General features: G+C 70.4%; 25 protein-coding genes. 7 read left to right on the top strand and 18 right to left on the bottom strand.

What is annotated here, in order from left to right; translation table 11 throughout:
- Window positions 1-5: 5 nt before the first annotated feature.
- From OG385_RS09415 to OG385_RS09400, 4 genes are all read right to left on the bottom strand, one after another.
- Entirely contained in the window at window positions 6-596 is a 591-nt protein-coding gene (locus OG385_RS09415) for a malonic semialdehyde reductase (protein ID WP_266853613.1), read from the bottom strand.
- Window positions 597-871: 275 nt separating this feature from the next.
- Window positions 872-1,099, bottom strand: coding sequence for an exodeoxyribonuclease VII small subunit (locus OG385_RS09410; RefSeq protein ID WP_266853611.1), 228 nt, complete (start codon window positions 1,097-1,099; stop codon window positions 872-874).
- A gap of 103 nt (window positions 1,100-1,202) precedes the next feature.
- A complete protein-coding gene (gene xseA / locus OG385_RS09405; RefSeq protein ID WP_266853609.1) occupies window positions 1,203-2,447 on the bottom strand; it encodes an exodeoxyribonuclease VII large subunit in 1,245 nt (414 codons plus the stop codon).
- A gap of 43 nt (window positions 2,448-2,490) precedes the next feature.
- Window positions 2,491-3,861 (bottom strand): APC family permease, encoded by a 1,371-nt coding sequence (locus tag OG385_RS09400; RefSeq protein WP_266853607.1) that lies wholly within the window; start codon window positions 3,859-3,861, stop codon window positions 2,491-2,493.
- A 124-nt stretch (window positions 3,862-3,985) separates the two neighbouring features.
- Here OG385_RS09400 and OG385_RS09395 point away from each other — a divergent pair, with 124 nt between their 5' ends.
- Entirely contained in the window at window positions 3,986-5,017 is a 1,032-nt protein-coding gene (locus tag OG385_RS09395) for a 4-hydroxy-3-methylbut-2-enyl diphosphate reductase (protein WP_266853606.1), read from the top strand.
- Between the two features lie 136 nt (window positions 5,018-5,153).
- Window positions 5,154-5,891 (top strand): polyphosphate--glucose phosphotransferase, encoded by a 738-nt coding sequence (gene ppgK, locus OG385_RS09390; protein WP_266853604.1) that lies wholly within the window; start codon window positions 5,154-5,156, stop codon window positions 5,889-5,891.
- Window positions 5,892-5,982: 91 nt separating this feature from the next.
- Here ppgK and OG385_RS09385 read toward each other — a convergent pair whose 3' ends face one another.
- Window positions 5,983-6,378, bottom strand: a complete 396-nt coding sequence (locus tag OG385_RS09385; protein ID WP_266860736.1) for a DUF6542 domain-containing protein — start codon at window positions 6,376-6,378, stop codon at window positions 5,983-5,985.
- 302 nt (window positions 6,379-6,680) lie between these two features.
- On the opposite strand from OG385_RS09385, the gene ychF reads away from it, so the two are divergent.
- Window positions 6,681-7,769: a redox-regulated ATPase YchF gene (ychF, locus tag OG385_RS09380; RefSeq protein WP_266853602.1), complete on the top strand. Its 1,089-nt coding sequence runs from the start codon at window positions 6,681-6,683 to the stop codon at window positions 7,767-7,769.
- Between the two features lie 232 nt (window positions 7,770-8,001).
- Window positions 8,002-8,403 (top strand): MmcQ/YjbR family DNA-binding protein, encoded by a 402-nt coding sequence (locus tag OG385_RS09375; protein WP_266853600.1) that lies wholly within the window; start codon window positions 8,002-8,004, stop codon window positions 8,401-8,403.
- Between the two features lie 30 nt (window positions 8,404-8,433).
- Here OG385_RS09375 and OG385_RS09370 read toward each other — a convergent pair whose 3' ends face one another.
- The 4 genes from OG385_RS09370 to OG385_RS09355 are packed head-to-tail and all read right to left on the bottom strand — an operon-like array spanning window position 8,434 to window position 12,304.
- On the bottom strand, window positions 8,434-9,075 hold the full coding sequence (locus OG385_RS09370; protein WP_266853598.1) for an O-methyltransferase: 642 nt from the start codon (window positions 9,073-9,075) through the stop codon (window positions 8,434-8,436).
- A 53-nt stretch (window positions 9,076-9,128) separates the two neighbouring features.
- Window positions 9,129-10,328: an FAD-dependent monooxygenase gene (locus tag OG385_RS09365; RefSeq protein ID WP_266853596.1), complete on the bottom strand. Its 1,200-nt coding sequence runs from the start codon at window positions 10,326-10,328 to the stop codon at window positions 9,129-9,131.
- A gap of 37 nt (window positions 10,329-10,365) precedes the next feature.
- Window positions 10,366-11,043, bottom strand: a complete 678-nt coding sequence (locus OG385_RS09360) for an ArsR family transcriptional regulator (RefSeq protein ID WP_266853594.1) — start codon at window positions 11,041-11,043, stop codon at window positions 10,366-10,368.
- A gap of 7 nt (window positions 11,044-11,050) precedes the next feature.
- On the bottom strand, window positions 11,051-12,304 hold the full coding sequence (locus OG385_RS09355; protein WP_266853592.1) for an MFS transporter: 1,254 nt from the start codon (window positions 12,302-12,304) through the stop codon (window positions 11,051-11,053).
- Window positions 12,305-12,740: 436 nt separating this feature from the next.
- On the opposite strand from OG385_RS09355, the gene OG385_RS09350 reads away from it, so the two are divergent.
- The gene (locus tag OG385_RS09350) at window positions 12,741-13,415 is read left to right on the top strand and encodes a response regulator transcription factor (protein ID WP_266853590.1); all 675 of its coding nucleotides are present in this window, start codon (window positions 12,741-12,743) and stop codon (window positions 13,413-13,415) included.
- Window positions 13,416-13,475: 60 nt separating this feature from the next.
- On the opposite strand, the gene OG385_RS09345 is transcribed toward OG385_RS09350, so the two are convergent.
- The 6 genes from OG385_RS09345 to asnB are packed head-to-tail and all read right to left on the bottom strand — an operon-like array spanning window position 13,476 to window position 20,756.
- Window positions 13,476-14,210, bottom strand: a complete 735-nt coding sequence (locus OG385_RS09345; RefSeq protein WP_266853588.1) for a class I SAM-dependent methyltransferase — start codon at window positions 14,208-14,210, stop codon at window positions 13,476-13,478.
- 59 nt (window positions 14,211-14,269) lie between these two features.
- Window positions 14,270-15,424, bottom strand: a complete 1,155-nt coding sequence (locus OG385_RS09340; RefSeq protein ID WP_266853586.1) for an FAD-dependent oxidoreductase — start codon at window positions 15,422-15,424, stop codon at window positions 14,270-14,272.
- Window positions 15,417-16,808: a dihydroorotase family protein gene (locus OG385_RS09335; RefSeq protein ID WP_266853584.1), complete on the bottom strand. Its 1,392-nt coding sequence runs from the start codon at window positions 16,806-16,808 to the stop codon at window positions 15,417-15,419. Before OG385_RS09335 ends, OG385_RS09340 begins: the two co-directional genes overlap by 8 nt.
- Window positions 16,796-17,926: an acyl-CoA dehydrogenase family protein gene (locus OG385_RS09330; RefSeq protein WP_266853582.1), complete on the bottom strand. Its 1,131-nt coding sequence runs from the start codon at window positions 17,924-17,926 to the stop codon at window positions 16,796-16,798. Before OG385_RS09330 ends, OG385_RS09335 begins: the two co-directional genes overlap by 13 nt.
- Window positions 17,905-18,951 carry a PrpF domain-containing protein gene (locus OG385_RS09325; RefSeq protein ID WP_266853580.1) on the bottom strand — a complete coding sequence of 349 codons (1,047 nt, stop codon included), beginning with the start codon at window positions 18,949-18,951 and terminating at the stop codon, window positions 17,905-17,907. Before OG385_RS09325 ends, OG385_RS09330 begins: the two co-directional genes overlap by 22 nt.
- Window positions 18,948-20,756: an asparagine synthase (glutamine-hydrolyzing) gene (gene asnB / locus OG385_RS09320; RefSeq protein WP_266853579.1), complete on the bottom strand. Its 1,809-nt coding sequence runs from the start codon at window positions 20,754-20,756 to the stop codon at window positions 18,948-18,950. Before asnB ends, OG385_RS09325 begins: the two co-directional genes overlap by 4 nt.
- Window positions 20,757-21,141: 385 nt before the next feature.
- On the opposite strand from asnB, the gene OG385_RS09315 reads away from it, so the two are divergent.
- On the top strand, window positions 21,142-22,164 hold the full coding sequence (locus tag OG385_RS09315; protein WP_266853577.1) for a ParB N-terminal domain-containing protein: 1,023 nt from the start codon (window positions 21,142-21,144) through the stop codon (window positions 22,162-22,164).
- 147 nt (window positions 22,165-22,311) lie between these two features.
- Window positions 22,312-22,497 carry a tautomerase family protein gene (locus OG385_RS09310; RefSeq protein WP_266853575.1) on the top strand — a complete coding sequence of 62 codons (186 nt, stop codon included), beginning with the start codon at window positions 22,312-22,314 and terminating at the stop codon, window positions 22,495-22,497.
- Window positions 22,498-22,805: 308 nt separating this feature from the next.
- Here OG385_RS09310 and OG385_RS09305 read toward each other — a convergent pair whose 3' ends face one another.
- The 3 genes from OG385_RS09305 to OG385_RS09295 form a co-directional block, all read right to left on the bottom strand.
- A complete protein-coding gene (locus tag OG385_RS09305; RefSeq protein ID WP_266853573.1) occupies window positions 22,806-23,837 on the bottom strand; it encodes a class I SAM-dependent methyltransferase in 1,032 nt (343 codons plus the stop codon).
- A 146-nt stretch (window positions 23,838-23,983) separates the two neighbouring features.
- Window positions 23,984-25,204 carry an MFS transporter gene (locus tag OG385_RS09300; RefSeq protein ID WP_266853571.1) on the bottom strand — a complete coding sequence of 407 codons (1,221 nt, stop codon included), beginning with the start codon at window positions 25,202-25,204 and terminating at the stop codon, window positions 23,984-23,986.
- Between the two features lie 297 nt (window positions 25,205-25,501).
- On the bottom strand, window positions 25,502-26,647 hold the full coding sequence (locus OG385_RS09295) for a cytochrome P450 (RefSeq protein WP_266853569.1): 1,146 nt from the start codon (window positions 26,645-26,647) through the stop codon (window positions 25,502-25,504).
- Between the last annotated feature and the right edge of the window lie 4 nt (window positions 26,648-26,651).

Here is a 26,651-nt window from a genome sequence, read left to right as displayed (position 1 = left end):
GTGGCTCAGACGGTCGTGATGACCTCGTCGAGCGGGAGGCGCGGGGAGCGCGGGAACCAGGCGTCCTCGCCCGGCTTGCCGATGTTGACGATCATCAGCGGGGTGTGGTCGTCGTCCAGGAACTCCTTCTGGACACCGGCGAAGTCGAAGCCCGTCATCGGGCCCGCGGCCAGACCGGCGGCGCGCACGCCGACGATGAAGTAACCGGCCTGCAGGGTGGCGTTGAGGTGGGCGGCCTGCTCGCGGGCCGGGCGCTCCGAGAAGAACGCGTCCTTGGCCTGCGGGAAGTGCGGGAACAGCTGCGGGAGCTCCTCGTGGAACTCGTTGTCCGCGGAGAGGATCGCGACCAGCGGGGCGGTGGCGGTCTTCGGCTGGTTGCCCTCGGCCATGTGCTGCACCAGGCGCTCACGGGCCTCGGGGGAGCGGACCAGGGTGATGCGCAGCGGCGACTGGTTGAAGGCGGTCGGCCCGTACTTGACCAGGTCGTAGATCGCCTGCACCTGCTCCTCGGTCACCGGCTCGTCGGTGAAGGTGTTCGCGGTGCGGGCCTCACGGAAGAGGAGGTCCTGGGCGGCGGGGTCGAGAACGAGCGACATCTTTCGTACCTTCCGGACATGCAGTGGATCAAGGGATGCTCCGACTGTACGACCAGGATGTATTAAGATTCAACTAAATCTGGCCCGACGTGATCGTCCTCACAGCGTGCGGGCCGTGCCTCACAGTGAGCGGTCCGTGCCTCACGGCATGCGGGCCGGGACAGTGAGCGGGCCGGGACGGCATGTGGGCCGTGGAGATCGAGCCGGCAGGGATCGCGCAGGCAGGGATCGCGCAGGCAGGGGTCGCGCAGGCAGGGGTCGCGCCGGGCGGCCTCTCACCCCTCGCCCGGTTCCGTACCTTCCCCCAGTGCCGCGTCCAGCCGGGCCCGCGCCCCCTCCAGCCAGCCGCGGCACACCTTGGCCAGCTCCTCGCCTCGCTCCCACAGTGCCAGGGACTCCTCCAGGGTCGTCCCCCCGGTCTCCAGCCGCCGTACGACTTCGATCAGCTCGTCTCGCGCCTGCTCGTACCCGGGGGCCGTTCCGTCCGTCTTCGCCTCTGCCATCTCATCCACCCTGATCTCGTCGGCCTCATTCACTCGGGCCGCATCCACACTGAATCCCACTCCGGAAGCCCCGGAAGCCCGGAAGCCGCTGAACCTGCTGCGGCTACTGCGGCTCTTCGGGCTCCCGGGGCTGCGGAGGCTGCGGGCTCACCGTCACGCCCAGCTCGCCCCCGGCGACCCTGGCCCGCAGCGGCTCCCCGTCCGTGACCTCGCCGGGTGCGCGCACCACCGCCCCGTTCTCCCGTTGCAGCACCGCGTACCCCCGCTCCAGCGTCGCCGCCGGGGAGAGCGCCACGACGCGGGCGCGGGTGTGGGAGAGCTCCGAGTCCGCGCGGTCCAGCAGATGCCGCAGGGTCCGCCGACTGCGCTCCACGAGGGCGTCGACGGCTTCCTCCCGCTCCTCGACCATCCGCTGCGGCCGCTCCATCGACGGTCTGGCGAGCGCGGCGGCCAGCCCGCGCTGCTCCCGGTCGAGCAGCCCCTGCACGGTCCGCAGGGAGCGGTCCCGCAGCAGCCGTACACGCTCCAGTTCCTCCCCGACGTCCGGTACCGCCTTCTTCGCCGCGTCCGTCGGTGTGGACGCCCGGACATCGGCCACCAGGTCGAGCAGCGGTGAGTCCGGCTCATGGCCGATCGCCGACACCACCGGTGTACCGCACGCGGCCACTGCGCGGATCAGCTGTTCGTCCGAGAAGGGGAGCAGGTCCTCCACGCTGCCCCCGCCCCGCGCCACGATGATCACGTCCACGTCCGGCAGCCGGTCCAGCTCCTGCACGGCGTCGACCACCTGGGGCACCGCGTGCACCCCCTGCACCGCCACATTCCGCACCTCGAACCGGACGGCGGGCCAGCGCCGCCGTGCGTTCTCCAGGACGTCCCGTTCCGCCGCGCTCGCGCGGCCGGTCACCAGACCGATCAGCTGCGGCAGAAACGGGACGGGCCTCTTGCGGTCCGGGGCGAAGAGCCCCTCGGCGGCCAGTGTCCGCTTCAACTGCTCAAGGCGCGCGAGCAGTTCACCGATTCCCACCGGCTTGATCTCCACGGCCCGCAGAGACAGCTGGCCGCGCGGCGCGTACCACTCAGGCTTCGCGTGGACCACGACCCGTGCACCCTCCGACACCACGTCGGCGACCGCGTCGAAGACCTGGCGGAAGCACGTCACGGACACCGAGATGTCGTACGAGGGGTCGCGCAGCGTCAGGAACACCACCCCCGCGCCCGGCCGGCGCGAGAGCTGGGTGATCTGCCCCTCGACCCACACCGCACCGAGCCGGTCGATCCACCCCCCGATGAGCCGTGACACCTCGCCGACGGGCAGCGGCGCGTCCGCACTCGTATTCAGAGCCATGTACGCAGGTTAAGCCGTGCCACTGACAGTCCGGCCGCCGGTTTCACACCTCGCTGTCGGCGCGGCGGCTCCGCTGCACACCGAACACCATCAGCCCCGCCACCAGCCAGATCAGCCCGACCCACTGGGCCGTGCTCGTCGCCTCCACGATCACCGCGATCGTCACCGCCGCGCCCAGCACCGGCATCAGCACATGCCGCCACCACACCGGCGGCCCCTCCGCCTTCCGCACCGCGAACCAGCCCACCACCGACGCGTGCAGCAGCAGGAACGCGGTCAGCGCTCCGATGTCGACCACCGAGACCAGCCGGTCCAGGCCGTCGTCGCGGCGCGCCGCCCACACCGCGGCGATCAGCGTCACCACCGCCGCGAGCAGCACCGCGAGCCGCGGCACCCCGGACGGGCCGTTCACCCTGGACAGGACGTGCGGCAGCCGCCGGTCGCGTCCCATCGCGAAGAGCAGCCGGCCCGCCGCCGCCTGACCCGCGAGGGCGGCGAAGGCGGCACCGATCGCCTTGCTCACCGCGACCAGGTCGTGCAGCCAGCTGCCGACCGACGCGTCCACCGTGTCGTAGAAGGCCGAACCCTGCGCGGCGGGCTTCGCGGCCAGCTGGGCGGAGGACATCGGCTCCAGGACCGCCGCCAGATACGACTGCACGATGAAGAGCACACCCGCGAGCACCAGGCAGAACAGCACCGCCCTGGCGACCTTCGCCGACCCGCCGGTGACCTCCTCGGCGAACGAGGCGATCGCGTCGAAGCCCAGATACGACAGCACCGCCACGGACACCGCCCCGAGCACCGCCGTCAGCGAGAATCCGCCGTCGCCGGTGAAGGGCGTCAGCCAGCCGCGCTGCGAGCCGTCCTGGACGAGCACCACGACGGCGGCCACCACGAACACCCCCAGGACCGCGATCTCCAGCATGAGCACCGCGAAACCGACCCGGGCCGCCGCCCGTACGCCCCACAGGTTCAGCGCCGTGGTCACCACCACGGCCAGCGCGGTCCACACCCACCGCGAGACCGAGGGCACCAGCGAGTTCATCGCGATTCCCGAGAAGAGGTACGCGACGGCCGGGATCAGCAGATAGTCGAGCATCGCCATCCACCCGGCGATGAACCCGGGCCCCTGGCCGAGCCCCTTGCGGGCGTACGCGAAGACCGATCCCGCCAGCGGGACGACCCGCACCATCTGTGCGTAACTGAACGCGGTGAAGCCCATCGCGATCGTCGCCACGATGTAGACGAGTACGACGGCGCCGTGCGACTTGGCGTCGAGGGTGCCGAAGATGCCGACCGGGGCCATCGGGGCGATGAAGAGCAGCCCGTACACGACCAGGTCCCGGAACCCTAGATTCCGGTGTAGTTCAGGCGCCTTCACACCACTGCCCGCAGCCGTCTCGTCAGAAGTCATGGCATCAGTCTTCCCACAACTGCGGACCCCGTCCCACCTGACACGGCTCAGCGCGTTCCCCCTTGCGGGCGGCGGGCCCGCCGACCCGCCGCCTGCCGCAGGCCCGGCCGTTACGATGGACCGCATGACTGCTACGCCCAGCCCGTCACCCGCCGCCACCCCGACCGGAGACGCCGCGCGGGGCAGCGGCGCCCGCCGTGTCCTGCTGGCCGCCCCGCGCGGGTACTGCGCGGGTGTGGACCGCGCCGTGATCGCCGTCGAGAAGGCCCTTGAGCAGTACGGCGCGCCGGTCTACGTCCGCAAGGAGATCGTCCACAACAAGTACGTCGTACAGACCCTGGAGAAGAAGGGCGCCGTCTTCGTCGACGAGACGCAGGAGGTCCCCGAGGGCTCCATCGTCGTCTTCTCCGCGCACGGTGTGGCCCCCGTCGTCCACGACGAGGCCGCCCAGCGCAGTCTCGCCACCATCGATGCCACCTGCCCCCTGGTGACGAAGGTCCACAAGGAAGCCGTCCGCTTCGCGAACGACGACTACGACATCCTGCTGATCGGCCACGAAGGCCATGAGGAGGTCGTGGGCACGAGCGGCGAGGCGCCCGAGCACATCACGCTCGTCGACGGCCCCGAGGACGTCGCCAACGTCTCCGTGCGTGACGAGTCCAAGGTCGTCTGGCTCTCCCAGACCACGCTCTCCGTGGACGAGACGATGGAGACGGTCGACGCGCTCAAGGAGAAGTTCCCGCAGCTGATCTCGCCGCCCAGCGACGACATCTGCTACGCCACGCAGAACCGCCAGACCGCCGTGAAGCAGATGGGCGCGGACGCCGACCTGGTCATCGTCGTCGGCTCCAAGAACTCGTCCAACTCGGTACGGCTGGTCGAGGTCGCCCTCGGCGCCGGTGCCCGCGCCTCCCACCTGGTGGACTTCGCCGAGGAACTGGACGAGGCCTGGCTGGAGGGCGTCACCACGGTCGGCGTGACCTCGGGTGCCTCCGTCCCGGAGATCCTGGTCGACGGCGTACTGGAGTGGCTCGCCGCCCGGGGCTTCGGCGACGTGGAGATCGTGAAGGCGGCCGAGGAGTCGATCACCTTCTCGCTGCCCAAGGAGCTCCGCCGCGACCTGCGCGCCGAGGCCGCCGACCGTTCGGGCAAGTAGCCGCAGCGGAGCGGGGGGCGTCCGGGAGCGTCCGGGGGCTCGTGTCCAGGCGCTTGTGTCCGGGGGCTTTCACGCTCCTGCGCCCCGGAAGCCGCTCCGACAAGTGACGGAGGGCTCCACGCCGTAACGTGGAGTCATGCAGATCTTCGGTGTGGATATCGGCGGATCCGGGATCAAGGGCGCTCCCGTTGACCTGGACCGCGGAGACCTGGCGCAGGAGCGCCACAAAGTGCTGACCCCGCATCCGGCCACGCCCGACGGTGTGGCCGACGGGGTCGCCGACGTCGTCAAGCACTTCGACTGGTCGGGCACGGTGGGGATCACCTTCCCGGGCGTGGTCACCGACGGCACGGTCCGTACCGCGGCCAATGTCGACAAGAGCTGGATCGACGTCGACGCGGCCACGCTGATCGGCGGCAGACTCGGTCTCCCGGTGACCGTGCTCAACGACGCCGACGCCGCGGGCATCGCGGAGATGACCTTCGGAGCGGGCCGGGACCGCAAGGGCACGGTCATCCTGCTCACCTTCGGTACGGGTATCGGTTCGGCGGTCTTCCGCAACGGCCGCCTGGTCCCCAACACGGAGCTGGGCCATCTCGAACTGCACGGCCACGACGCCGAGACGCGCGCGTCGACGAAGGCCAAGGAGGACGAGGATCTGAGCTGGCACCACTGGGCGCACCGGGTGCAGAAGTACCTGGAGCACGTCGAGATGCTGTTCTCGCCCGAGCTGTTCATCATCGGGGGCGGCGTGAGCCGCAAGGCCGACAAGTTCCTGCCCCTGATCGAGGGGGCCCGGGCCGAGATCGTGCCGGCCGAACTGGAGAACAACGCGGGCATCGTGGGCGCGGCGATGGCGGCGTCCAGCCGCTGAGCACGGAGGCGGGGGCGAGGGCGGGGCGACGAGCAGGTGGCGCCCGCCCCGTCAGCCGCAGCAGGCCTCCCCGCCCGGGCCGGCGCCAGGGTCAGCGGTAGCGCCGCCGGATCATCCGGATCTTCCGTACGGTGGCGATCACCCCGGCGACGAGCGTTCCGCCGTACAGCCAGCCGGCATTCAGCGCGAGTGTCGTGATCACGGCCACGATGCGGCCGCCGGTCCCACCGGTGCCCCCGGCGATCGGCAGCGAGCCGAAGGCGAACGAGATCGGCACGCTGATCGGCGCGGTCACCAGGTCGGCGGGGCGCACCCAGAGCGCGGTCAGCGCCGCGACCGGCAGGAACAGCAGCCCGTACATCAGCGGCCCGCCGTCGAACAGCAGCGAGTCCAGGCAGCCGAGCAGGAACATCACCGCCGCGCTGAAGATCCCGCCGCCGAGACCGGTCAGCCGGGGGTTGGGGAACCGGCGCAGCGCGATCACCACCGGCGGCGCCGGGCGGGCGGCCCGTACCGGGGCCGCCCGGTAGACGGTCGCCGGCGCGGGCGCCGCGATGCTGCTCTCGGGAGGACCGTCGGCCTGAGTCGTACGAATCCTGGGTCGCTGCTCCACGTGACCAAAGTAGGTCGCAAGGCGGGAGGAATCCGGCGTTGGACACGCGCTTTGGGCGAGCTTGGCGATCAGTTCGACCCGACGGGGCGCCGGGACCCGTACGACACGCCCGTAAACTGGGGGATCGGCCCACCCCCGGGCCGCTACATCAGCTCTCGCTACGGGAAGTCGCCAACGTGTCGCTCACGATCGGAATCGTCGGTCTGCCGAATGTCGGCAAGTCGACCCTGTTCAACGCCCTGACCAAGAACGACGTGCTGGCGGCCAACTACCCGTTCGCCACCATCGAGCCGAACGTCGGCGTCGTCGGGGTCCCCGACAGCCGGCTGGCCGTGCTGGCCGAGGTCTTCAGCTCGCAGAAGGTCATCCCGGCGACCGTCGACTTCGTCGACATCGCGGGCATCGTCCGGGGCGCGAGCGAGGGCGAGGGGCTCGGCAACAAGTTCCTGGCCAACATCCGCGAGTCCGATGCGATCTGCCAGGTCATCCGGGCCTTCAAGGACGAGAACGTCGTCCACGTCGACGGCAAGGTCTCGCCCAAGGACGACATCGAGACAATCAACACCGAGCTGATCCTCGCCGACCTCCAGTCGGTGGAGAAGGCGGTCCCGCGCCTCACGAAGGAGTCCCGTCTCCAGAAGGAGAAGGTCGCGGTGCTGGCAGCCGTCGAGGAGGCCCAGAAGATCCTCGAAGCGGGCACCACGCTGTTCGCGGCGGGTATCACGGCCAACACCGAGAAGGGCCGCCTCCTCCACGAGCTGCACCTGCTCACCACCAAGCCCTTCCTGTACGTCTTCAACGTCGACGAGGACGAACTGGTCGACGAGGACTTCAAGAACGAGCAGCGCGCCCTGGTCGCCCCGGCGGAGGCGATCTTCCTCAACGCCAAGATCGAGTCCGAGCTGATCGAGCTCGACGACGCGGAGGCGCTGGAACTCCTCCAGTCGATGGGCCAGGAGGAGCCGGGCCTGGCCACCCTCGGCCGTGTCGGCTTCGCCACGCTGGGCCTCCAGACCTACTTGACGGCCGGCCCGAAGGAGTCCCGCGCCTGGACGATCAAGAAGGGCGCCACGGCCCCGGAGGCGGCCGGTGTGATCCACACCGACTTCCAGAAGGGCTTCATCAAGGCCGAGGTCATCTCGTTCGCCGACCTGGTCGACATGGGCTCGGTGGCCGAGGCCCGGGCCAAGGGCAAGGCCCGGATGGAGGGCAAGGAGTACGTGATGCAGGACGGGGATGTCGTGGAGTTCCGGTTCAACGTTTAATTAAAGTTAAACTTAACTCGAAACACCCTGCGAAGGTGCAGGCCAAAAGGGGTCCGTCTTTTCGAGACGGGCCCCTTTTGCGGTGAGCGGTTCCGGAGGTGTGCGCTGCTTATACTCTCCGACCGAAGTGACGGGTGCTCAACTGGTGGAAGTCCAGGGGCCCGTGCGCCGCCGGCGCGGGAATGGCCGGAAGTGTGCGGTAACGGTCGTGGCGGAGAGGGGACGAATACGTATGGCTGACGAACACAGTGACGAACACAGTATGGACAAGGGCGATGTGGACGAGGTGGAGGACCGGCTGCGCGCAGTCTGTCTGGGCCTGCCGGAGGTGGTTGAGGGGACCAACCACCACGGTGAGCCGTCGTGGCGGATCCGGCGGCGGACCCTGGCCCAGATCTCGGAACGGCACCCGGCCGGGCGGCGGAGCTTCTGGGTACCGGCTCCGGTGGGTGCCAAAGAGGCGATGGTCGCCGCCGAACCCGACCGGTTCTTCTCACCGCCCTACGGCGGGCGCGACTGGGTCGGTGTCTACCTCGACGGGCCGGTCGACTGGGCGGAAGTGCGCGAACTCGTTGTCGACGCGTACCGGCTCATCGCGCCCAGGAAGCTGGTGGACGGCCTGGGCGAGGCGTGAGGTCCGTCGCCCACGACCGTTCGACCCGCCTCAGACGCGGCGGATGAGCGTGACCCCGTCCCGGACGGTGAGCATCACGGACTCGCACCGCGGGTCGGCGGCGACGGCGTCGTTGAACTGCCGGAGCGCCCGGACATCGGAATCGGTGCTGTCCGCATCGATGATCTCCCCGCGCCACAGCGTGTTGTCGCACGCGATCAGTCCCCGGGGGGCGAGCTTGGGCAGCGTCGCGGAGTAGTACGTGTGGTAGTTCGGCTTGTCCGCGTCGATGAAGACCAGGTCCAGCGGCTCCTCGATCCCGGCGATCGTGTCGAGCGCGGGACCGACCCGCACGCTGATGACGTCGGCGTAGCCGGCCTCCGCGATGTTCTTCCGGGCGACCTCGGCCCGCTCCGGGTCGATCTCACAACTGATCACCCGGGCGTCCTCGGGCAGGGCGACGGCCATGGACAGCGCCGAATAGCCGGTGAAGGTGCCGATGTCGAGGATCAGCTTCGGCTGGAGGGTGTGGATGAACATCCGCAGCAGACCGCTCACGAGCTGGCCGCTGACCAAGTGGCCCATGCCCAGGTCGTTCCCGGTGACGCCGGCCAACTGGGCCGGGTCCGGGGCCGAGTGGGCCTCCGCGTACTCGTCGATGCCGGGCAGGGTGATGGGTGGCAGGGTGAACATCTCTTCCTCCTGGGTGGGTGGTGGACGTCGTTCCTTATGGGCGGTCAGGCGGGTCAGGTCGGGTCGTACGCGCTCTGCCAGCCGTACGTGTTCGCGTGCAGCCAGGAATCGAAGTCGGCCGGAGTCAGGGCGGCCCAGTCGGGGGAATCCGCGATGCGCATCCTTCCGAGGTGCTTGCCGAGTTCGGTGAGGGCGTTGCCGGCGCCGCGCCGCGCGGTGTCGAAGGCGGCTAGTGCCTCCGCCCATGTCCCGTGTTCCCGGCAGGCGTGTTCGAGGGCGCAGGCGTCCTGGATCGCCTTCACCGCGCCGGCGCCGGTGTGCGGGCGGGCGATCGCCCCGGCGTCACCGGCCAGCAGCAGAGTGCCCTTGGCGTAGCGGGAGACCGTGGTGTCGTACATGGGGTTGATGGACAGTTCGTGCCGCTCGGTGCGCCGCATCGCGTCGGCCCACAGGGGCGGCAGTTCGCGGGCGATGAGCTCGTCCAGGTAGGCCGCGGCGGTCTCGGTGACCTGCCCCCGGGGGATCGGGGCGGCCCCGCCCGGGTAGAGGTCCTGCGGCACGCTGCCGTACAGCGCCCAGTTCTGCCGGAAGCCGCCGGGGCCGGCGTCGGGAATGCGGTAGAACACGGCGTGGCCGCCGCGGAAGCCCACCGCGACGAAGTCGTCGAGCAACGGGGACTGCGGGCCGTCCGCCCCCCGGTCGGCGGGGTAGTCGCCGCGCCACACGGCGTACCCGGCGTACTGCACGGCGGCCTCCGGTGCGACGACCGGACGCACCGTGGAGCGATAGCCGTCGGCGCCGACGACGGCGTCGTACGTTCCGGCGGGGCGGCCGTTGATCCGGAGCCCGACGCCGTCCTCCCGCTGCCGGACGTCGGTGACCGTCGCGCCCTCGTGGTAATCGCGGTCGGGTACCTGTCCGCGCAGCCCTCGCCAGACCAGTGCCCAGCTCGCCATGATCGACGGGTACGGCTGCCGGCCGACCACCCGGCCCTCGGCCGACCGCCCCGCGCGGGTGAGCCAGATCAGCTCGGGACGTTGCAGCACCCGCATATCGGGAGCGAGGTATCCCGCGTCGAGCAGCTCACCGTAGAGCGAAGCAGGGAGCGTGATCCCGGCGCCGCGGTCGCGCAGGCCGCCCCGGCTGCGCTCCAGCACGGTGACCTCGCAGCCTGCCCGCGCCAGGGCGACGGCCGTGGCACAGCCGGCGATACTGCCGCCCACGACGGCGACCCGACTTCCTCGTATGCGCATGGTTGCCCTCTCCTCGGTGGGACGTAACGGCTCGGCCCTACGGTCTGGTCTCGGTGTGTACGGGGTGTCCGGTGCGGTGCCAGCGGGTGAAGCCACCCACGAGGTGACGTGCGTTGCGGTTCTGCTCCCGGAGCAGCTGGACGCATGCGGCCGAGGTCACGCAGAAGGGCCCGTGGCAGTAGGCGATGATCTCGGCGTCGTCCGGTAGTTCGCCGAGTCTGCTCAGCAACTGGTCGGACGGGAGGGAGAAGGCGCCGGGCACGTGCCCCATCGCGTAGTCGTCGCTCGGGCGGACGTCGACGACCAGCGCCCCGCCGCCGACCCGGCTGGTCAGCTCGTCCACGGTCACCGGCTCCAGCTCGCTCAGGTCGCCGAGCTGGTCGTTGATGACGTCGCGCAGGTCGGCCAGGCGCCGTTCGGCGAACTCCTGGAACACGCCGATGAACCGGGCCACTTCGTCGTCGGCCAGGCGGTACAGGACGCGGGTGCCGTCCTTCCGGTTGCTGACCAGATGGGCCGAACGGAGCTGCTGCAACTGGGCCGAGGTGTTCTTGAACGGGATGCCGGACTCCTGGGAGAGCTGCTCGACGGTGCGTTCGCGCCCGTCGAGCAGGTCGAGCAGACGGAGCCGGACGGGGCTGGCCAGCACCTTGCCGACCCGGGCCAGCTCGGTGTAGATCGGGGCGCTCAGCTTCTGTGTGTTCAGCTCGGACATGACAGACCTATCGGGTGGCGCCGGAGCGGGGCTCGGCTGGTTCGAGGACGTGACGGTTGCGCCCGGCGCCCAGGCCGGCGATCAGTTCGCCGACCGTGACGACCAGCAGCAGGACGAGCGCTGCCGGGAGGCCGGCGGAGGCGGTGATCAGCATCCCGCCGATCAGTGGTCCCAGGATGGCGATGAGGTAGCCGACGCCCTGGGCCATGCCCGAGAGGCCGACGGCTGTGTCCGCGTCCTTGGCGCGCAGCCCGATGAAGGTCAGCCCCAGTGCGAACCCGGCCCCCTGGGACAGGCCGAGCAGTACCGCGGCGATCCACGCGCCGGCGGAGACCGGCGCCAGCACCAGCGCGATCAGCCCGCCGGCGTTGAGCACGGCGACGACGACTGCGATGCCCCGCTGGTCGGGCAGCCGCCGGATCAGTACCGGAACCGCGAGCGAGCCGGCCACCTGGATCAGGGAGGTGACCGCCTGCACAAGACCGCCCTCGGCGAGCGTCATGCCCCGCTGGTGGCAGATCGTGGGAAGCCAGCCGAGGACGAAGTAGAAGGACAGGCCCATGAATCCGAAGAAGGCGGTGACCTGCCAGGCCAGCCCGTCCCGCCACAGCGCGGCGGGGATCCGGGCCCGCCCGGCGGCCACAGTGCGCTGCCGCAGGACGGGCAGCCAGGCCACGCAGGCGACGACCGCCACCGGGACGGTGATCCAGGCGAGCGAGGCCAGCCAGTGCGTACCCCCGCCGCCGCTCAGCCGGGGGGCGAGCGCGGAGGCGCCTGCCGCGCCCAGCGTCAGGACGATCGTGTAGAGCGTCATCACCGGCGCGAGCCGGCTGCTGAACCTCCGCTTGATCAGGCCGGGGATGGTGCCATTGATCGCCCCGATCGCGGCGACCGCCAGCAGTGTGCCGAGGAAGAGCCCGGCCTCGCTCCGCACCGTACGGACCAGGTTGCCGACGAGCAGCACGACCAGGCCGGTCGCCACCAGGCGTTCCTCGCCCATCCGGCGGACCAGCGCGGGCCCGGCGAAGGCGAACAGGGCGAGACAGACCGTGGGCAGCACGGTCAGACCTGTCCGGCTCAGGCCGGACAGGCCCAGCTCGGACGCGATGGGGGTCAGGAGTGCGGATACCGCCGAGATCGGGGCCCGCAGATTCAGGGAAACCACGACCAGCGCGGCCAGCAGCCACCACAGCCGCCCCCGCGACGCGGGTTCGTCCAGTGCCGCTGGGGATAAAGCCGGAGTTCGAGATTGGGACGTCACATTCACCACTCCCAAGTTCTATAGGACTTTGGAATATGAGAAGGCTACCCCTGGAGTGGCGACAGGCTGACGGTTTCGGCGGATGTGCTGCCCCGTGTGCCCGGCTGATTTATCCAGGTACGGCATGGTGTGGCTCCTTTTTTGGAAGGAGGGCGGGTGGGTGAGCTGCCGGGCGCCCGACAGGCGGGGCCGGGCCGGGTGTGACCTGAGGAATCCGCTCGGGGGTGCGCCGCTCCTGTCGTTGTGGCGGATGACTGCGGGGGGATTTATGAAGGGGTGTTCAGGAAGTCCGAGTTCGAAGGCAAGTGCTTTTTTTGACAAGGTCTTTGAGTGCCCGAAATATCATGTTCGATTGTGTTGTATTTATCAGCGGTGCTGCGCAACCTGCTTTGGTACTGTGATGGCTGCTATCTGAGCTGTCATCAGGGGGATTGACGTGTTCGATCAAGTGGCTATGAAGTCTGCTCGCACGGATTCAGTCGCCGTACTGATCGCGGGAGACCGACCGGTATACAGAGCGAGTCTGAGAAGTCTGCTCGACGGTGTCGACGCACTGGAAGTGGTCGAGGATGTCGACACGGGGCCCGATACGGTGGCCGCAATTCACCGCTTACGCCCGGACGTGGTGCTGTTGCACGTGGCCCCGTCGAGCGCCGCCACTGTCGAAATGATCACCTCCATTGCGCGACACTGCCCGGATACGGCCGTGCTGATCGTGAGCATCGCCCATGACCGGGAGACTTTCCTCGCCGCCATGCGAGCAGGCGTACGTGGCTATCTGTCCCGGGGCGCACCCCCTCAAAATCTCGTGCTGGCCATCAGGATCGTCCAGTCCGGCGGCCTGGTCTTCGACTCCAGCACGTCGGAGTGGGTCACCGAGCATCTGGCCCAGCCCGCGAGGGTGGTCAAGCCTTTCCCCGAGTTGACCGACCGGGAACTGGAAGTGCTGGAACTCGTCGCCGACGGCCTGGGTACGGCGGCGATCGCCCATCAGCTCGGCCTGTCCATCAAGACAGTGCGCAACTACTTGTCGCGAATATTCGCCAAGCTCCGCCTGGTCGACCGTGCCGAAGCCGCAGTCCGGGCCAGACAGGCCGGTCTCGGCCACTGAACCGGACGGCGACGTGGTGGTGGGGGTCCACCGGTGACACCCACCACCGCGGCCGGCCCGTCAGGAATCCGCGCGGGGTGCCTTCCGCGCCACGATCACCCGGTTGTACAGCTCCTCGGGTTCGGTCGCGACGATCTCGGCCCGGTCGAAGCCCGCGTCGAGGAGACAGTCGCGCCAGAACTCCGGTGTGGTGAGGATTTCCCCGTCCTCCCGCAGGAACCGGGGCAGCAGATCGAGCTGGAGCAGCATGCGTTCGAAGCTCGCCTCCCGCATGTAGTACTTGGCCTTGTCGGTCAGCAGCTCCAGGACGTCGGTGGCCCGCGGTTTGCTGCCGGCCGGCCCCATCACCCGGCAGAACTGGTCGGCGTTGATGAACACGCCCCCCGGGCGCAGCACGCGCAGCAGCTCCGCCGCGGCCTTCGGGTAGGTGTCGAGTTCGAGGTGGTGCAGCGCGAAGCTGCTGATGGCCACATCGAAGCTCTCGTCGGGGAAGGCCGACAGGTCCTCGGCCACTCCGTCCTGGAAGGAGGCCAGCGGGTCGGCGGCGAACTTGGCCACCGCCTCCTCGACCATGGCCGGGGCGGGGTCGACCCCGACGATCCTGGCCTTGGGCAGCGCTGTGCGGCACAGCGAGGTGAGCCGCCCGGTGCCCGAGCCGATGTCCAGGATGTCGGCGGTGTCCGACGGCAGTTGGTCCACGGCCGCGGACAGCAAGGCCACATTGGACGCGTCGGTGCTGAGTACCTTGTCGTAGTCGATCTTGACGTTGTTCCAGTGAGTCGTGTCCGATGCCATAACGGTCCACCCTTCATTCGTCCGGTACGTGTCCGTGCCGGTCCGGTGCGGTCGCTGCGTCACTCAGTGGCTTGGCCGAAATCCGCGCGCCAGCCGAACAGATCGGTCAGTTCTGTGTCATGCGTGCTGAACTCGCCCCGCTCGTCGCGTACGACGTGATCGCGGTGGCGTGACTGGTTGACGACGACGGCGGTCCGCGGCGCCCGGTGTCTGACGTAACTCCTCAGGGCATCAGGGATGTTCGCGGTGCGGGACAGCAGTCCGCCCAGTACGGCCGCGTCCTCCAGCGCCATGCCCGCCCCCTGCCCGGCACCCGGTGACATCGGGTGCGCGGCGTCGCCGAGGAGGCTGACCCGGCCCCGGCTCCAGTCGGCGACGGGTTCCCGGTCGTTGATGTCGGTGACCACGACCGGCGCGTCGGGATCGGTGCACCGCACCACGTCCACGAGCGCCGGGTGCCAACCGCTGAGCAGGGTCAGAAGATCGGCCCATGCCTCCTCCGGGGACTTGGCGGGCCAGACGCCGGCCAGTGCGGCCACCTTCGCCGTCCAGTACAGCCGTCCGGAGCCGGTCGGGGCGGCGAAGACGCCGATGCCGTCCGCGGTCACGATGAACCCGTGCGGGAACAACGCCGGTGCGGGGGAGCGGCCTCGCAGGGTCGTGTATCCGCAGTAGCGGGGAGGCTCCACACCGAGCAGGTACCGCCGCACCACGGAATGCAGCCCGTCCGCGCCGATGAGGGCCGCCGCCGTCGCCGTGTTCCCGTCGGACAGACCGACCTCGACCCTGTCACCCAGGTCGGTGCAGCCGGTCACGCTGGTCCCGCGCCGCATCCGCACTCCGGCTTCGCAGGCGTACCGCAGCAGCAGGGACTGCAACGCCGTGCGCAGCAGCGATACTTGTGGCGCGCCGAACTTCCGGGCCAGTTCGCCCACCCGGTCGGTGGTGACGACCACGCCGCGGGTGTTGACGATCGGGCGGACCTCGTCCGCCTCCGGGACGTGCCCGGCGGCCCGCACCGCCGAGGCGAGCGAGGTGTCGATCTCCGCCAGTGCGTGCAGCGCGTTCGGGTACAGCACGAGGCCCGCGCCCGCGTCCCGCAGGGCCGCGGTCCGTTCGATGACCGTCACGGGTATGCCCCCGCGGCGGAGTGCGATACCGAGGGCGAGGCCGCCGATACCGCCGCCCGCGATGACCACGGACTGTTCAGCCATTGCCGGTGCGTCCCTTCTGTCGGTCGAGCGGCGACAGCCAACGCCCCACCGGGGCACCGAACATGTCCCGCTCCCGGTCGTAGACGATCTGCCCGGACTTGACCGTCACCTGCACCTGGCCGGTGAACGTCCAGCCCTCGTAGGCGGACCAGCCGCACTTGGATGCGATGTCCGGCGCGGACAGCATCCAGCGGCGGTCCGGGTCGAAGACCACCAGGTCGCCGTCGGCCCCGGCGACCAGCTGTCCCTTGCCGGTCAGCCCGAACAGATCGGCGGGCACTTCCCCCAGGTGGCGCACCAGCCGGCGGACAGCGGTGTCCTGGTCCTCGTCGGGCCAGCGCCGCCGCATCCCGGTCCACACCGCGGTCGCCAGCTCCTGCACACCGGGCAGCCCCGGCGGCGCGTCGGCGACCGGGAGCTCCTTCTCGGCCTTGGTGTGCGGCGCGTGGTCGCTGCCCAGCGTGGCCACTTCTCCCGCCCGCAGGGCCGCCCACAGCCGGTCCTGGTCGTGCGGACCGCGGATCGCCGGGGCCAGCCGGGTCCGCGCGCCGCCCCGCACCGTGTCGGCGTCGGTGAACGAGAGGTGGTGGGCGGTGAGTTCGAAGGTGACCGGGAGTCCGTCGGCGGCGGCCGCCGCTACCAGGTCGGCTTCCTCCGCGCTCGACAGATGCAGGATGTGCGCCATGGTGCCGTGGCGCCGGACCAGTTCCAGCACCCGGACGACCGCCGAGATGGGACTGCTGCGAGGCCGCCACCGCTCGTAATCCCGGTAGGAGCTGGGGGGACCGCCTCGCCAGGCATCCAGCAGGTCGTGCAGCCGCTGGTCCTCCGCGTGCAGGACGAGCCGCACACCGGAGGCGGCCGCGGTGGCGAACACCGTGTCGAGGGCAGCGGGATCGCTGAAGACCGTGGGCGCGGTGTGGTGCCCGGCCATGAACACCTTGGCGCTGCGGGCGATCGCCGGATCGAGGCCGGCCAGGACCTCCGGGTGCAGCGGGTCCGCGCCGATGTGGAAGGCGAAGTCGACCAGTGAACGGCCGGCGATCTGCTGTGCCTTGGCGACCACCGCGTCCGGACGGAGGGCCGGGGGCACCGTGTTCGGCATATCCATGACGGTGGTCACGCCACCGGCGACCGCGGCGCGGCTGCCGTGTTCCCAGTCCTCCTTGTGCTCCAGACCGGGGGTGCGGAAGTGGACGTGCGAGTCGATCAGCCCGGGGAGCACATACCGGCCCGCCGCGTCCAGGACGGGGACGTGGTCGGGCGCGGAGTCGGCGATCCGGAGGATCCGTCCGTCCGCGACGAGCACCACGCCCGGGCGAACGCCGGACGGGGTCACCAGACGCCCGTTGACCACCGCGAGCTGCACGTTCACCCGAGCCATGTGGCGCTCACCAGCTCCCGGCACAGGTCGTTGGTGGGGCCCATGTGGGCGACCGCGCGGGCATCGGCCATCAGCCGGTTGATGCCGTTGGTGACCACGTACCCCGCGGAACCCAGCAGGCGCGCCACCTCGACGCCCACCTGCTCGGCCGTCTCCGAGGCGAACAGCTTGCTGTGGAGGGTGGCCAGGCCCGGATCGGCCGCGTCCCGCCGTCCGGACCGGTCGATGACGGCGCGCGTCGCCTCGATCCGGGTGGCCAGGTCGACGAGCCGGAAGCGGGTGACCGCGTCGGGTGGTTGCGAACGGCGGTGTATCTGTTCGACCGCGAGGTCCAGCAGCGCCGACGCGATGCCGAGGGAGACCGCGCCCAGCGTCGCCCCGGTCCGGCGGACCCCGGCGATGAGGCGGGTGGCCTCACCGACCGGGCCGAGCCGGTCCTCGTCGCCGACGACGCAGTCGTGCAGTGACACAAACCCGGTCGCCGAGCCGCGCATACCGATCAGGTCGAGGCTCTGGTCGGGGCGTACCCCTTCGATGCCGGCCGGTACGAGGAAGAACGTCTGGCCGGCCGAGCCGTAGCCGCCGCTCGGCTCGGCCACGCTGTCGGAGGTCCGCGCGAGGATGAGGTAGAGCCCCGCCACGCCGGCGCTGGTGGTGAAGGACTTGGCGCCGTTGAGCCGCCAGCGGCCGTCCGGCAGCCGGACCGCGGTGGTGTTCAGGCGCTTCTTGGCCGCGCCCGCGCCGGGTTCGCTCCACCCGGACGCGGCGAGCAGATCGCCTTTGGCCAGTGCGGGCAGCAACCGGGCCTGCTGTGCCGCGTCGCCCCATTCGGCGATGCGCGCGCTGACGGCGTAGTGCTGGAACAGCATGATCGCGGCGGACGGGTTGACCCGGGCCACCTGGGCGACGACGTGATTGGTCAGCGTGGCGTCCCCGCCGGCCCCGCCGTACGCGGAGGGGACGGCGATGCCGAGCAGGCCGGTCTGGTCCAGCTCGGCCAGGAGCGTCTCGTCGGGCCTGCCGTTGCACGCGCTGCGTGCCGCCGATGCGTCGAGGCGCTCGACGAGAGCGGCCGGCAGCGCGCCTTCGGGGTCGATCACCTGTAGAGCGACAGACATGCGGTGATCTCCTTCGACTGGAGGCCGGCGAGGGGCTCGATCGGAAACGAACCGAGAGTGGTGGTGCGCTTGCCGCGGACCGTGATCCAGGTGAGTTCCGGCTCGTCGGCGCCGTCGCGCACCGTGGAGGTGACGCGCGAGCTTCCACCGGAGGTGACGATGTCGACCGCGCCGTCGGGCACGCCTGCCTGCTGCGCGGCGACCCAGGGCACGGTGCCCTCGATCCGGACGGCCGCGGCGAGGCAGGCGGCCCCGGTCAGCGCGATGGTCGGGTGCCAGGTGGGCACCGAGATCGCGCGGACGGCGAGCCGGCCGCTCTCCGCGGCCATGACCACGGCCACCTTGGGGAAGGCGCCGTCGGCGGGCCAGCCGAGCAGGGCGGCGGTCGCCCGCCTGATCCGCACCAGCCGGTCGAACATCCCCTGGTCATCGGCGAACAGGTCCTCCGTGCGGGACAGCCCCAGGGTGGAGGCCGCCACGAAGGCGTACGGATTGCCCATGGACACCAGCGAGACCGGTATCGGCCTGCCGTCCACCTCGACCGTCGTGGTGGCCGCGCCGGCCAGCAGCAGTTCGCTGAGCGGTTTCGGCGCCGGCTGGACGAAGTGGATGTCGAACAGCGCCGAATCCCGGCCGGCCTCGGTGATCTCGCACACGATGTGGTCGCCGTTGTTGCGGACCATGACGCGCACCCGCAGACCCGGGCTCAGCCGGGGCAGCGACCCCGACTCGGCACCGGCGACGATGGACGCGAGGATGGAGTGCCCGCACGAGCCGCGCAGGTCGAACGCGCCCGGCCCGGCCGGCAGCGCCTGTACGAACCGGTAGTCCAGGTCGAACAGCGGGTGCTCGGCGGGCTCGACCAGCGCGAACTTCAGGATGTGCCCGGCGCCGATGTCGTCGAGCCACTTCCGGGCCACGGCGAGTCGGTCGAGCAGCGCGTCGTCGGTGCGCGGCAGACGGCGCGCGTCGAGGACGAGGGTGGGGCACGGGCTCCCGTGCGCGTAGACGACGTGCCCGATCATGACGCCACGACCTTGGGTTCCCGGGGCGGTGAGACGGGCGGCGCGACGTTGAACTGCTCGCGCCAGATCTCGTGGACCAGCAGGGCCCACAGGGCGACGGCGGTGGTGTTGCCCGGTCGGGCGGCCTGGTCCGCGAAGAGCCGGTCCACCGCGCGGGGGTCGAGTTGGCCGGCCTGCCGTAACCGGTCGGTGGCCAGCAGATCCCTGGCGTAGTCCCAGAGCCGCAGGCCGGGCGTCAGCATGGCCGCGATCGGCAGGGTGAACGGCTGCTTCTCGCGGGCCATTACGGCATCGGGGAGGAGGCCGCGCGCGGCGGCGTACAGGGCGCGCTTGACCGCCCCGCCGTGGATACGGTCCCGGTCGGGCAGCCGCACCGCGTGCCGGACGACGTTCTGCTGGCAGAACGGCAGCCGGACCTCGACGGCGCTGGCCATGCTGAGGTGGTCGACCCGCCGGAGGTGGTACGCAGGGAGCCGGTAGCCGATCTCGAACGCGGTGATCCGGTCGAGTACGGTGCCGGGCCCGGACCGCAGCGCGTCGGTCGCCGGCTCGGGCAGCGGGGGCGCGGAGCCGACAGCGGCGGCGTAGTCCGCGGTGTAGAGCCGCTTGCGCTGCGCGGCGGGCAGGACGGCCAACTCGTCGAGATACGCCTCGTACCAGTCCTTGCCCATCTCGGCGGCTTCCGCCGCAGCCCGCATACGCCGGTACCCGCCGAACACCTCGTCCGCGCCGTCTCCGGTCAGCGCCACGGTGAAACCGGCCTCCCGCACCGCGGCGAACAGGGCGTAGCTGCTCACCGTGATCGGATCGGCGTTGGGCTGGCCCAGGTGCCACACGACGCGCGGCAGCAGCTCGGGCAACTCATCGGGATCCAGCTCGACCTGGTGGTACCGGGTCCCTGCGTGGTCGGAGACCTGGCGCGCGAAGTGCCGCTCGTCGTCGGGCCATGAGCCGGTGTAGGCCATGTTGAACGTGTGCAGCCCCGGCGCCTTGCCGGTGGCGAGGGTGGTCACCAGGCTGGAGTCCAGGCCCCCGGAGGTGATCGACGCGACCGGCACGTCCGCCTCCAGCAGCCCGTCGACCTCCCGGTGCAGGAGCGCGCGCAGGTCGCCGGGCCGGTGGCCTGCCACAGGACCGGGCGACGGGCGGCGGTGGACGCGCAGCCCTCCCGCGCGGTCGAAGACCGCCGTGACGGCAGGCGGCAGCACCGCGACATCCCGGAACATCGTCTGTTCGCCGAACGGCGTCCTGGTCGCGAGGTAGGAATCGAGGCCCGGCGTCCAGATGCTGGTGGACACGTGCGGGAACGCGAGGAGTGCCGGGATCTCGGACGAGAAGTACAGCGCGCTCCGGCGCTCGTCCCAGTGGTAGAAGAGGGGCTTCATGCCCAGGTGGTCGGTGGCCAGCACCAGCCGCGGTTCGGCGCGCAGGTCCAGGACGGCGATGGCGTACATGCCGTCGATGTGGTCGACGAACGCGTCCCCGTACCGCTCGTAGAGCGCCGGAAGGACCGAACCGTCGCAGTGGTCGGTGAACCGGTGGCCGAACGCGCCCAGCCGGCTGCGCAGTTCGGCGTGGTTGTAGATCTCGCCGTTGAGGACGACGTGGACGGCCCCGGACGCGGAGCGGTAGGGCTGGCGTCCGCCGGCGGGATCCATGACGGCGAGCCGGTTGCTGCCCAGCGCCCAGGTGGGGCCGGTCGAGCAGCCCTGCGAGTCGGGGCCGCCGTGACGTTGCAGCTCGCTGACTCGGGCCAGGTCGTCCGACGGCACAACTGAGTTGAAAGAGCCGTAGATACGGCACATTCCGCTACCTCCTGTCCGGTAGGCACGGTGGCCATCGAACCGGGCGTGGCGCCGCGGTGTCGTGAGTCATCTGGCCCGGGCGGCGTGGGAACTCCGGGCCCGCCATGAATCCCATAGGACCCGGGAGGGGTCGGGATATCTGACTCATGGCGATAGGACAACTCACCTGGCAGCGTGCTGGGAAGGTCGGTGACGATCAGGCCGCTCGTCGCCCACTGGCACCGGCGTGCGCCGGCGCATCCGGCTCCCGCGGAGGGAGCGCACCGGGCGAACCGACAGCGGAGGTAAGGAGATTCAGCAGGCGCAGCACCGCTCACCGAGTCAGGAAGTCCGCAGGACCAGCTGCATCAGCAGCGCCGGTCGCTTCGAGCAGGAAGGCCTCAATGTGAACGCTCAGCCCGTTGTCGGCGCGGTCGAGAAGAGTGATGGTGGAGAGTCCGTGCCCTCGGCGGCCCTGACCCGGCTGCCGCTCACCGACATCTTGCAGCCTGATTCCCCTCGCCTGTCCGGACTCAACGACGAGCATGCCCGTCTGCTGGCGAACTCCGATGCCGCGCTGCCGCCCATCCTCGTCAACCGCTGCACGATGCGCGTCGTCGACGGCGCCCATCGCCTCCTGGCGGCGAAACTGCGTGGCCAGGAGTCCATCGACGTCGACTTCTGCGAATGCGACAACGACGAGGCGTTCGTACTCGCCGTCGAGAAGAACGCGACGCACGGGCTGCCGCTGTCGCGGGCCGAACGGACGGCGGCCACCGAGCGGATCCTCGGCGCCTACCCGGAGTGGTCCGACCGTGCGGTCGCCGCGGTCGTGGGGCTCTCGCACAAGACGGTGGGGTCGATCCGCCGGCGTTTCAGCAAGGACTCCGAGCCGGTCACCCATCGCCGCGGCAGGGACGGCAGACTGCGGCCGGTCAACGGTGCCGCTGCCCGGGCCAGGGTGAGCAGCCTGCTCGCTGACCGGCAGGGCGCTTCGCTGCGCGAAATCGCGAGGGAGGCCGGGGTCAGCCCGGACACCGTGCGGAACGTGCGGGACGACTCGCGCCGTGCCGAGACCCTGACGGCGCCCGAACCCCGGAGCGTGCCGGACGCGGACCACGAGCGGCAGGAGGCGCCCAAGCGGACCAGCGCCTGCGTACGGATCCAGCCGTCCGGTCCGGCGGACCGGTCCATGCTGGTGCGCAGCCTGCGCAGCGATCCCTCACTGCGGTTCTCCGAATCGGGGCGCATCCTGCTGCGCCTGCTGGACCTGTACGCACTGGACCCGGACGACTGGGCCCGGATCAGCGGGGATCTGCCCGCCCACCGGGCTTCCGACATCGCGCAGTTGGCCCGGGAGTGCGGCCGGATATGGCAGAACTTCGCGGCCGCGGTGGAGCAGCGGCAGCGGCAGGCGGTGGAGGCGTAGGGACCGGGGTCCTTCGGGTGAATCAGGGCCGGGGTCCGGCACATACATCTTGGCGGGGCGGACCGTCCGCGACGCCGACAGGTGCGGCGGTCGGCAATGGCGCCGGCAGCCGCGAGGACAGCGGGACCGAACAGAGAGGAAGCAGCAATGCCCCTGGTACAAGTGAACTGGTGGAAGGGCGTCGGAGCGGCCGAACGCCGTCAGCTCGTCGAAGAGGTCACGGAAACGGTCGCCCGGATCGCGAAGTGTCCCGAGGTCGCCGTCACCGTGATCATCAACGATGTCGAGACGGACCATTGGGGCCGCGGCGGAACGCTGGCCTCCGACCTCTGATCGAGCGGCCGGGCCGCCACCCCCGGTCCGGCCGTTCCGCCCCCGTTTCCCGGCAGTCACCGATGGGCTGGGAAGATTCCCCAGTCGGACAGCCGGGCTTTTCTTCAGCCCTTCTGTCCCGACGGCCGTCAACTGCGCCATGCATAAATGGAACTGGCTGCTGGCCACTGTTCCGACGGCTCTTTCGACATGCCGTCTTCCGGCAGTACGGGATGAATTCCCCTGTCCGGCCGGGAAATATCCCCACCCCGCGACATGTTCCTGGCCCGGTCTCCGTTCGTGTGGAGACCGGGCCAGGAACTGTCATGTCACCGGGGTTTGCGGCCCGACTGGACGTTGAGGCCGCCGCCGGCGGCCAGCCGTACCGTCTTGGCGGGCCGGAGGCCGGCGGCGCGCTGCCAGGAGGCCATCTGCGAAGGCGACCAGGTGCCGGACTCGCTGGCCAGCGCGAAGTAGAAGTCCCGCAGCGCGGCCAGCTGCTGGGTCTTTCCCCCGCCGCTGGCGGCGGGGAACTCGGCGATCGTGTAGACCCCGTTGGGTCGCAGCGCCCGGGCCACCTTGGCGGCGAGTTCGCGGTTCTGTTCGTCGCTGAAGTGGTGCGCCACACCGATGATCACTACCGCGTCGTAGCACTCCTCGCCGAAATCGTCGGTCAGTGCGTTCCCGGCACGGTGCCGTACCCGGTCGCCCATCCCCTCCTCGGCCAGCAGCGGCGCGGCGTGCCGCACCGCGTCGGGCAGGTCGAGGACGACGGCGCTCAGCGACGGGTGGCGGCGGCACAGCGCGACCGAGTAGGCCCCGTGCGAACCGCCGATGTCGAGCATGTCGGTGGCCCCTTCGGGGACCGGAATGGCCTTGGCCACCAGATCGGTCTGACCTGTCGTCAGGCACTTCATGCCGCGCTGGTAGGAGTCCCACACGTCATCGCTCATACCTGTATGGAAGTCCAGCGGCTTCCCGCTGCGCAGGTACTCGTCGGCCCGCTGCATCAGCCCCAGCTCGTAGAACTGCAGCAGCAGCTTGTCGTTCACCGCGTGCGGGCTCGTGGTGACCAGCCATTTGCGGGACAGCGGGCTCAACTCGTACTGATCGCCCCTGGCGCGCAGATATCCCGACGCCGCCAGCGCGGGCAGTAGTTTCGCGGTGCTGTCGGGGTGGGTGCCGCAGCCGGCCGCGATCTTTTCGGCGGTGGCGGGGCCGTCGGCCAGTGCGTCGAACAGGCCGACCTTGACGGCCGCCATGATGACGTGGACGTACGTGCCCGCTACCTGGGTGTCGAGGACGGGCCGCGCGATCAAATTGAACTTGACCAGCAGCCATTCAAGTGGATTGCTTGCCATTAAGCCGAATCGCATGGTCCGAGCATAACGTGGGGTGCCCTGCCGGGTAACTCATGGAGTCGGTGAATTGCCGTTCTGTGCGCGGTTGTTCGCGCTATCCCATTCATTTCCGCCACGTATTTCCGCGTGACAGGGGGAGATCCCCCCTATTCGGTCACCGGGCTGTGCAATGCCAGCCAGAGGACGGTGCACGCGCCGAGCGCGCCGAAGGCGGCGATGACGAGCCCCGGACGGGCGTGGGATCCCAGCGCCCCGGACACCGCGATGACCACCCCCTGGACCGTCATCAGCCCACTCGTCTGGACGGTGAACAGCCTTCCGCGCAGGGCCGGTTCGCTCTCTCTGAGGATCAGTGGGTCGATGCCCTGGTTGCAGGCGAACCCGGCGCCGGAGAGCAGCAGAAGGGCTCCGGCGAGGGGGAGGGGCGGAGTGAACACGAAGACGAGCAAGGGGAGTTGGGAGAGCAGTACGAGAGGCAGGACGAGACGGCCGCGGGTTTCGGGGCGCAGCCGGGCGACGAGCAGTTCGCCGAGTACCGTGCCGACCGCGTAGCCGGTGAAGAGGACGCCGGCCGTGCTGACCGGTGCGTGTGCCTGGGCGGTGTAGGCGACGGCGAGCCCGTCGCCCACCGCGGAGAATCCTGGGACGGCCCAGGTCAGCAGGATGAGGCGGCGCAGTGGTGGGTTGCCGCACAGGTGGCGCAGCCCGTCGGCTGAGGCGCGGACGACGGTACGGAGGGTGCGTTCCCCGTCGGGGTCGGCGGCCGGGGTGGCCCGGGTGCCCCAGCCGATGAGTGCGGCGGACAGCAGGAAGCTTGCCGCGTCGCTTGCCAGCAGCCACAGCGGGCCGACGGCGGCGACCAGGACGCTGCCGAGGGCGAAGCCGGAGACCACGGCGGTCTGGCTGATGGTGCGCAGCAGCGAGCGGCCGACCGGGAAGAGGTCGGCGTCGAGCAGATGGGAGAGGCTGGCCGCGCGGGCCCCTTGGAAGAGCGGGGCGACGAACCCGGTGACGAGGAGCAGCCCGAGCAGTGCGAGAACCGGCAGGCCCGGGACGAGCATGGCGGCGATGCAGGCGGCGCTCAGCAGATCGCAGCAGACCAGCAGGCGGCGGGGCGGGAACCGGTCGGCCAGGGAGGACAGCAGGGTGCCGCCGACCGCGTAGGGGAGGAAGGAGCAGACCAGCACCAGCGCGGAGAGGAACGCGGAGCCGGTGCGCTGGAAGATCAGGATGGACAGGGCGACTTCGGCGGCTAGGGTGCCGGCCATGGACACCGCGTGAGCGGTGAGGACGACGGGCATACCGGGGACGCGCAGCACCGCGCTCATTCCGGTGGTGCGCCGGGTGGACGGTAGCGTCCGGGCCACGTGTCTGCCCCTTGTGGTGGGTCCGTGGGGTGCCTCGTGGGGCTCCGTTCGCCGGGCCCCACGAGGTGTTCCCCGGGTTGTGCTCGGGGGTGGTGCTTGGTGCTGGTGTTGCGGTGCGCCGAGCGGTGCTCGGTCGCTTCCGTCCGGGTCCGGCATCGGGGCCGTCCCGGACGTCAGTGGAGTCAGTGGGCGTGACGCATGATGGTCTCCTCTCTGTGCGAGCGGCAGGGACATCGCCGCGGGACCTGCTCGGAGGACGAGGTCCCGTGACGAGACTCGGGGTGATGCGGCCGGGGCTCAGAGCGCCACATGGAGCTCGAACATCCCGTGCTCGGTGACGTTGGGCCGGGGGCGCGGCTCGGCGAGGAGGCGCGCGCCGGGGTAGCGGTGTCCGATGGTGCCGAACACGGTCCGGGCGATCACGGTGGCCACCTGGGCGCCCAGGCAGGCGTGCGGTCCGCGGCCGAAGGCGAGATGGCGGTTGGGTGTGCGGTCCCAGCGCACCGTGGCGGAGTCGTCGAACGTCCTCGGGTCCCGGTTGGCGGCACCGAGAAACATGGACACGATCTGGCCCCTGCGGATCTGCCGGCCGCCGAGCACGGTGTCCTCGACGCAGGCGCGGCTCTCGACGTGCACGGGGCCGGCGTAGCGGACGAGTTCGTTGACGGCGAGATCGTTGTCGACCGGTCCGCGCTGCTCCGGCGGCAGGCGCAGCAGCGCGTGCAGTCCGGTGGTGAGGAAGCGGCTCGCGGTCTGGAACCCGGCCTGGAGCACGACACGCAGCGAGTTGTGCAGTATGTCCCGTTCGACGCCGACCTCCTTGGCGCGGCGCACCACGTGGGCGGTGAAGCCCTCGGGCAGCGGCGCGTCGATCCATGCGCCGACCAGCGCGGAGAGTTCGGCGCGCGCCGCCACTCCGGGCTCGTAGCACTCGGGTCGCAGGCTGGAGTCCATGCTGTCGACGATGGTGTGCGAGCGGGGGACGAACCAGGCGGGGTCGATGTCCGGGACGCCGAGCAGCCCGGTGACGGCGTACAGGGTGAGTGGTTCGGCGATCCTCGTGACGAAGTCGAAGCCGGCGGCCCCCTCGGCCTCGGCGAGGAGCTCGTCGAGCCTGGCCCGGGTGTGCTGTTCGACGCCGTCGAGGCCCGCGGTCCTGAACCCCTCCAGCATCAGGTGGCGGATGCGGGTGTGCTCGGGCGGGTCGAGGGTCTGGAGGCTGAGCAGGGAGGGCGGAGTGTCCACCCCCACCCGGCGCCAGTCCTGGCAGAACCGGTCGGCGTCACGCAGCACGGTGAACGCCTCGTCGTAGCCGGTGATGAGCCAGGCTTCGATGTCCGGGTCCCACAGCACTGGCGAACGTTCGTACCATTCGCGGTAGATGGGGTGAGGGTTCAGCAGCGCACTCGGTTCGAGCAAACTCCAGATGGTGGCGCCGGCCATGTGT

Source organism: Streptomyces sp. NBC_01306 (assembly GCF_026340465.1).
Classification (GTDB): domain Bacteria; phylum Actinomycetota; class Actinomycetes; order Streptomycetales; family Streptomycetaceae; genus Streptomyces.
This window is presented reverse-complemented; position numbering and strand designations above follow the sequence as displayed.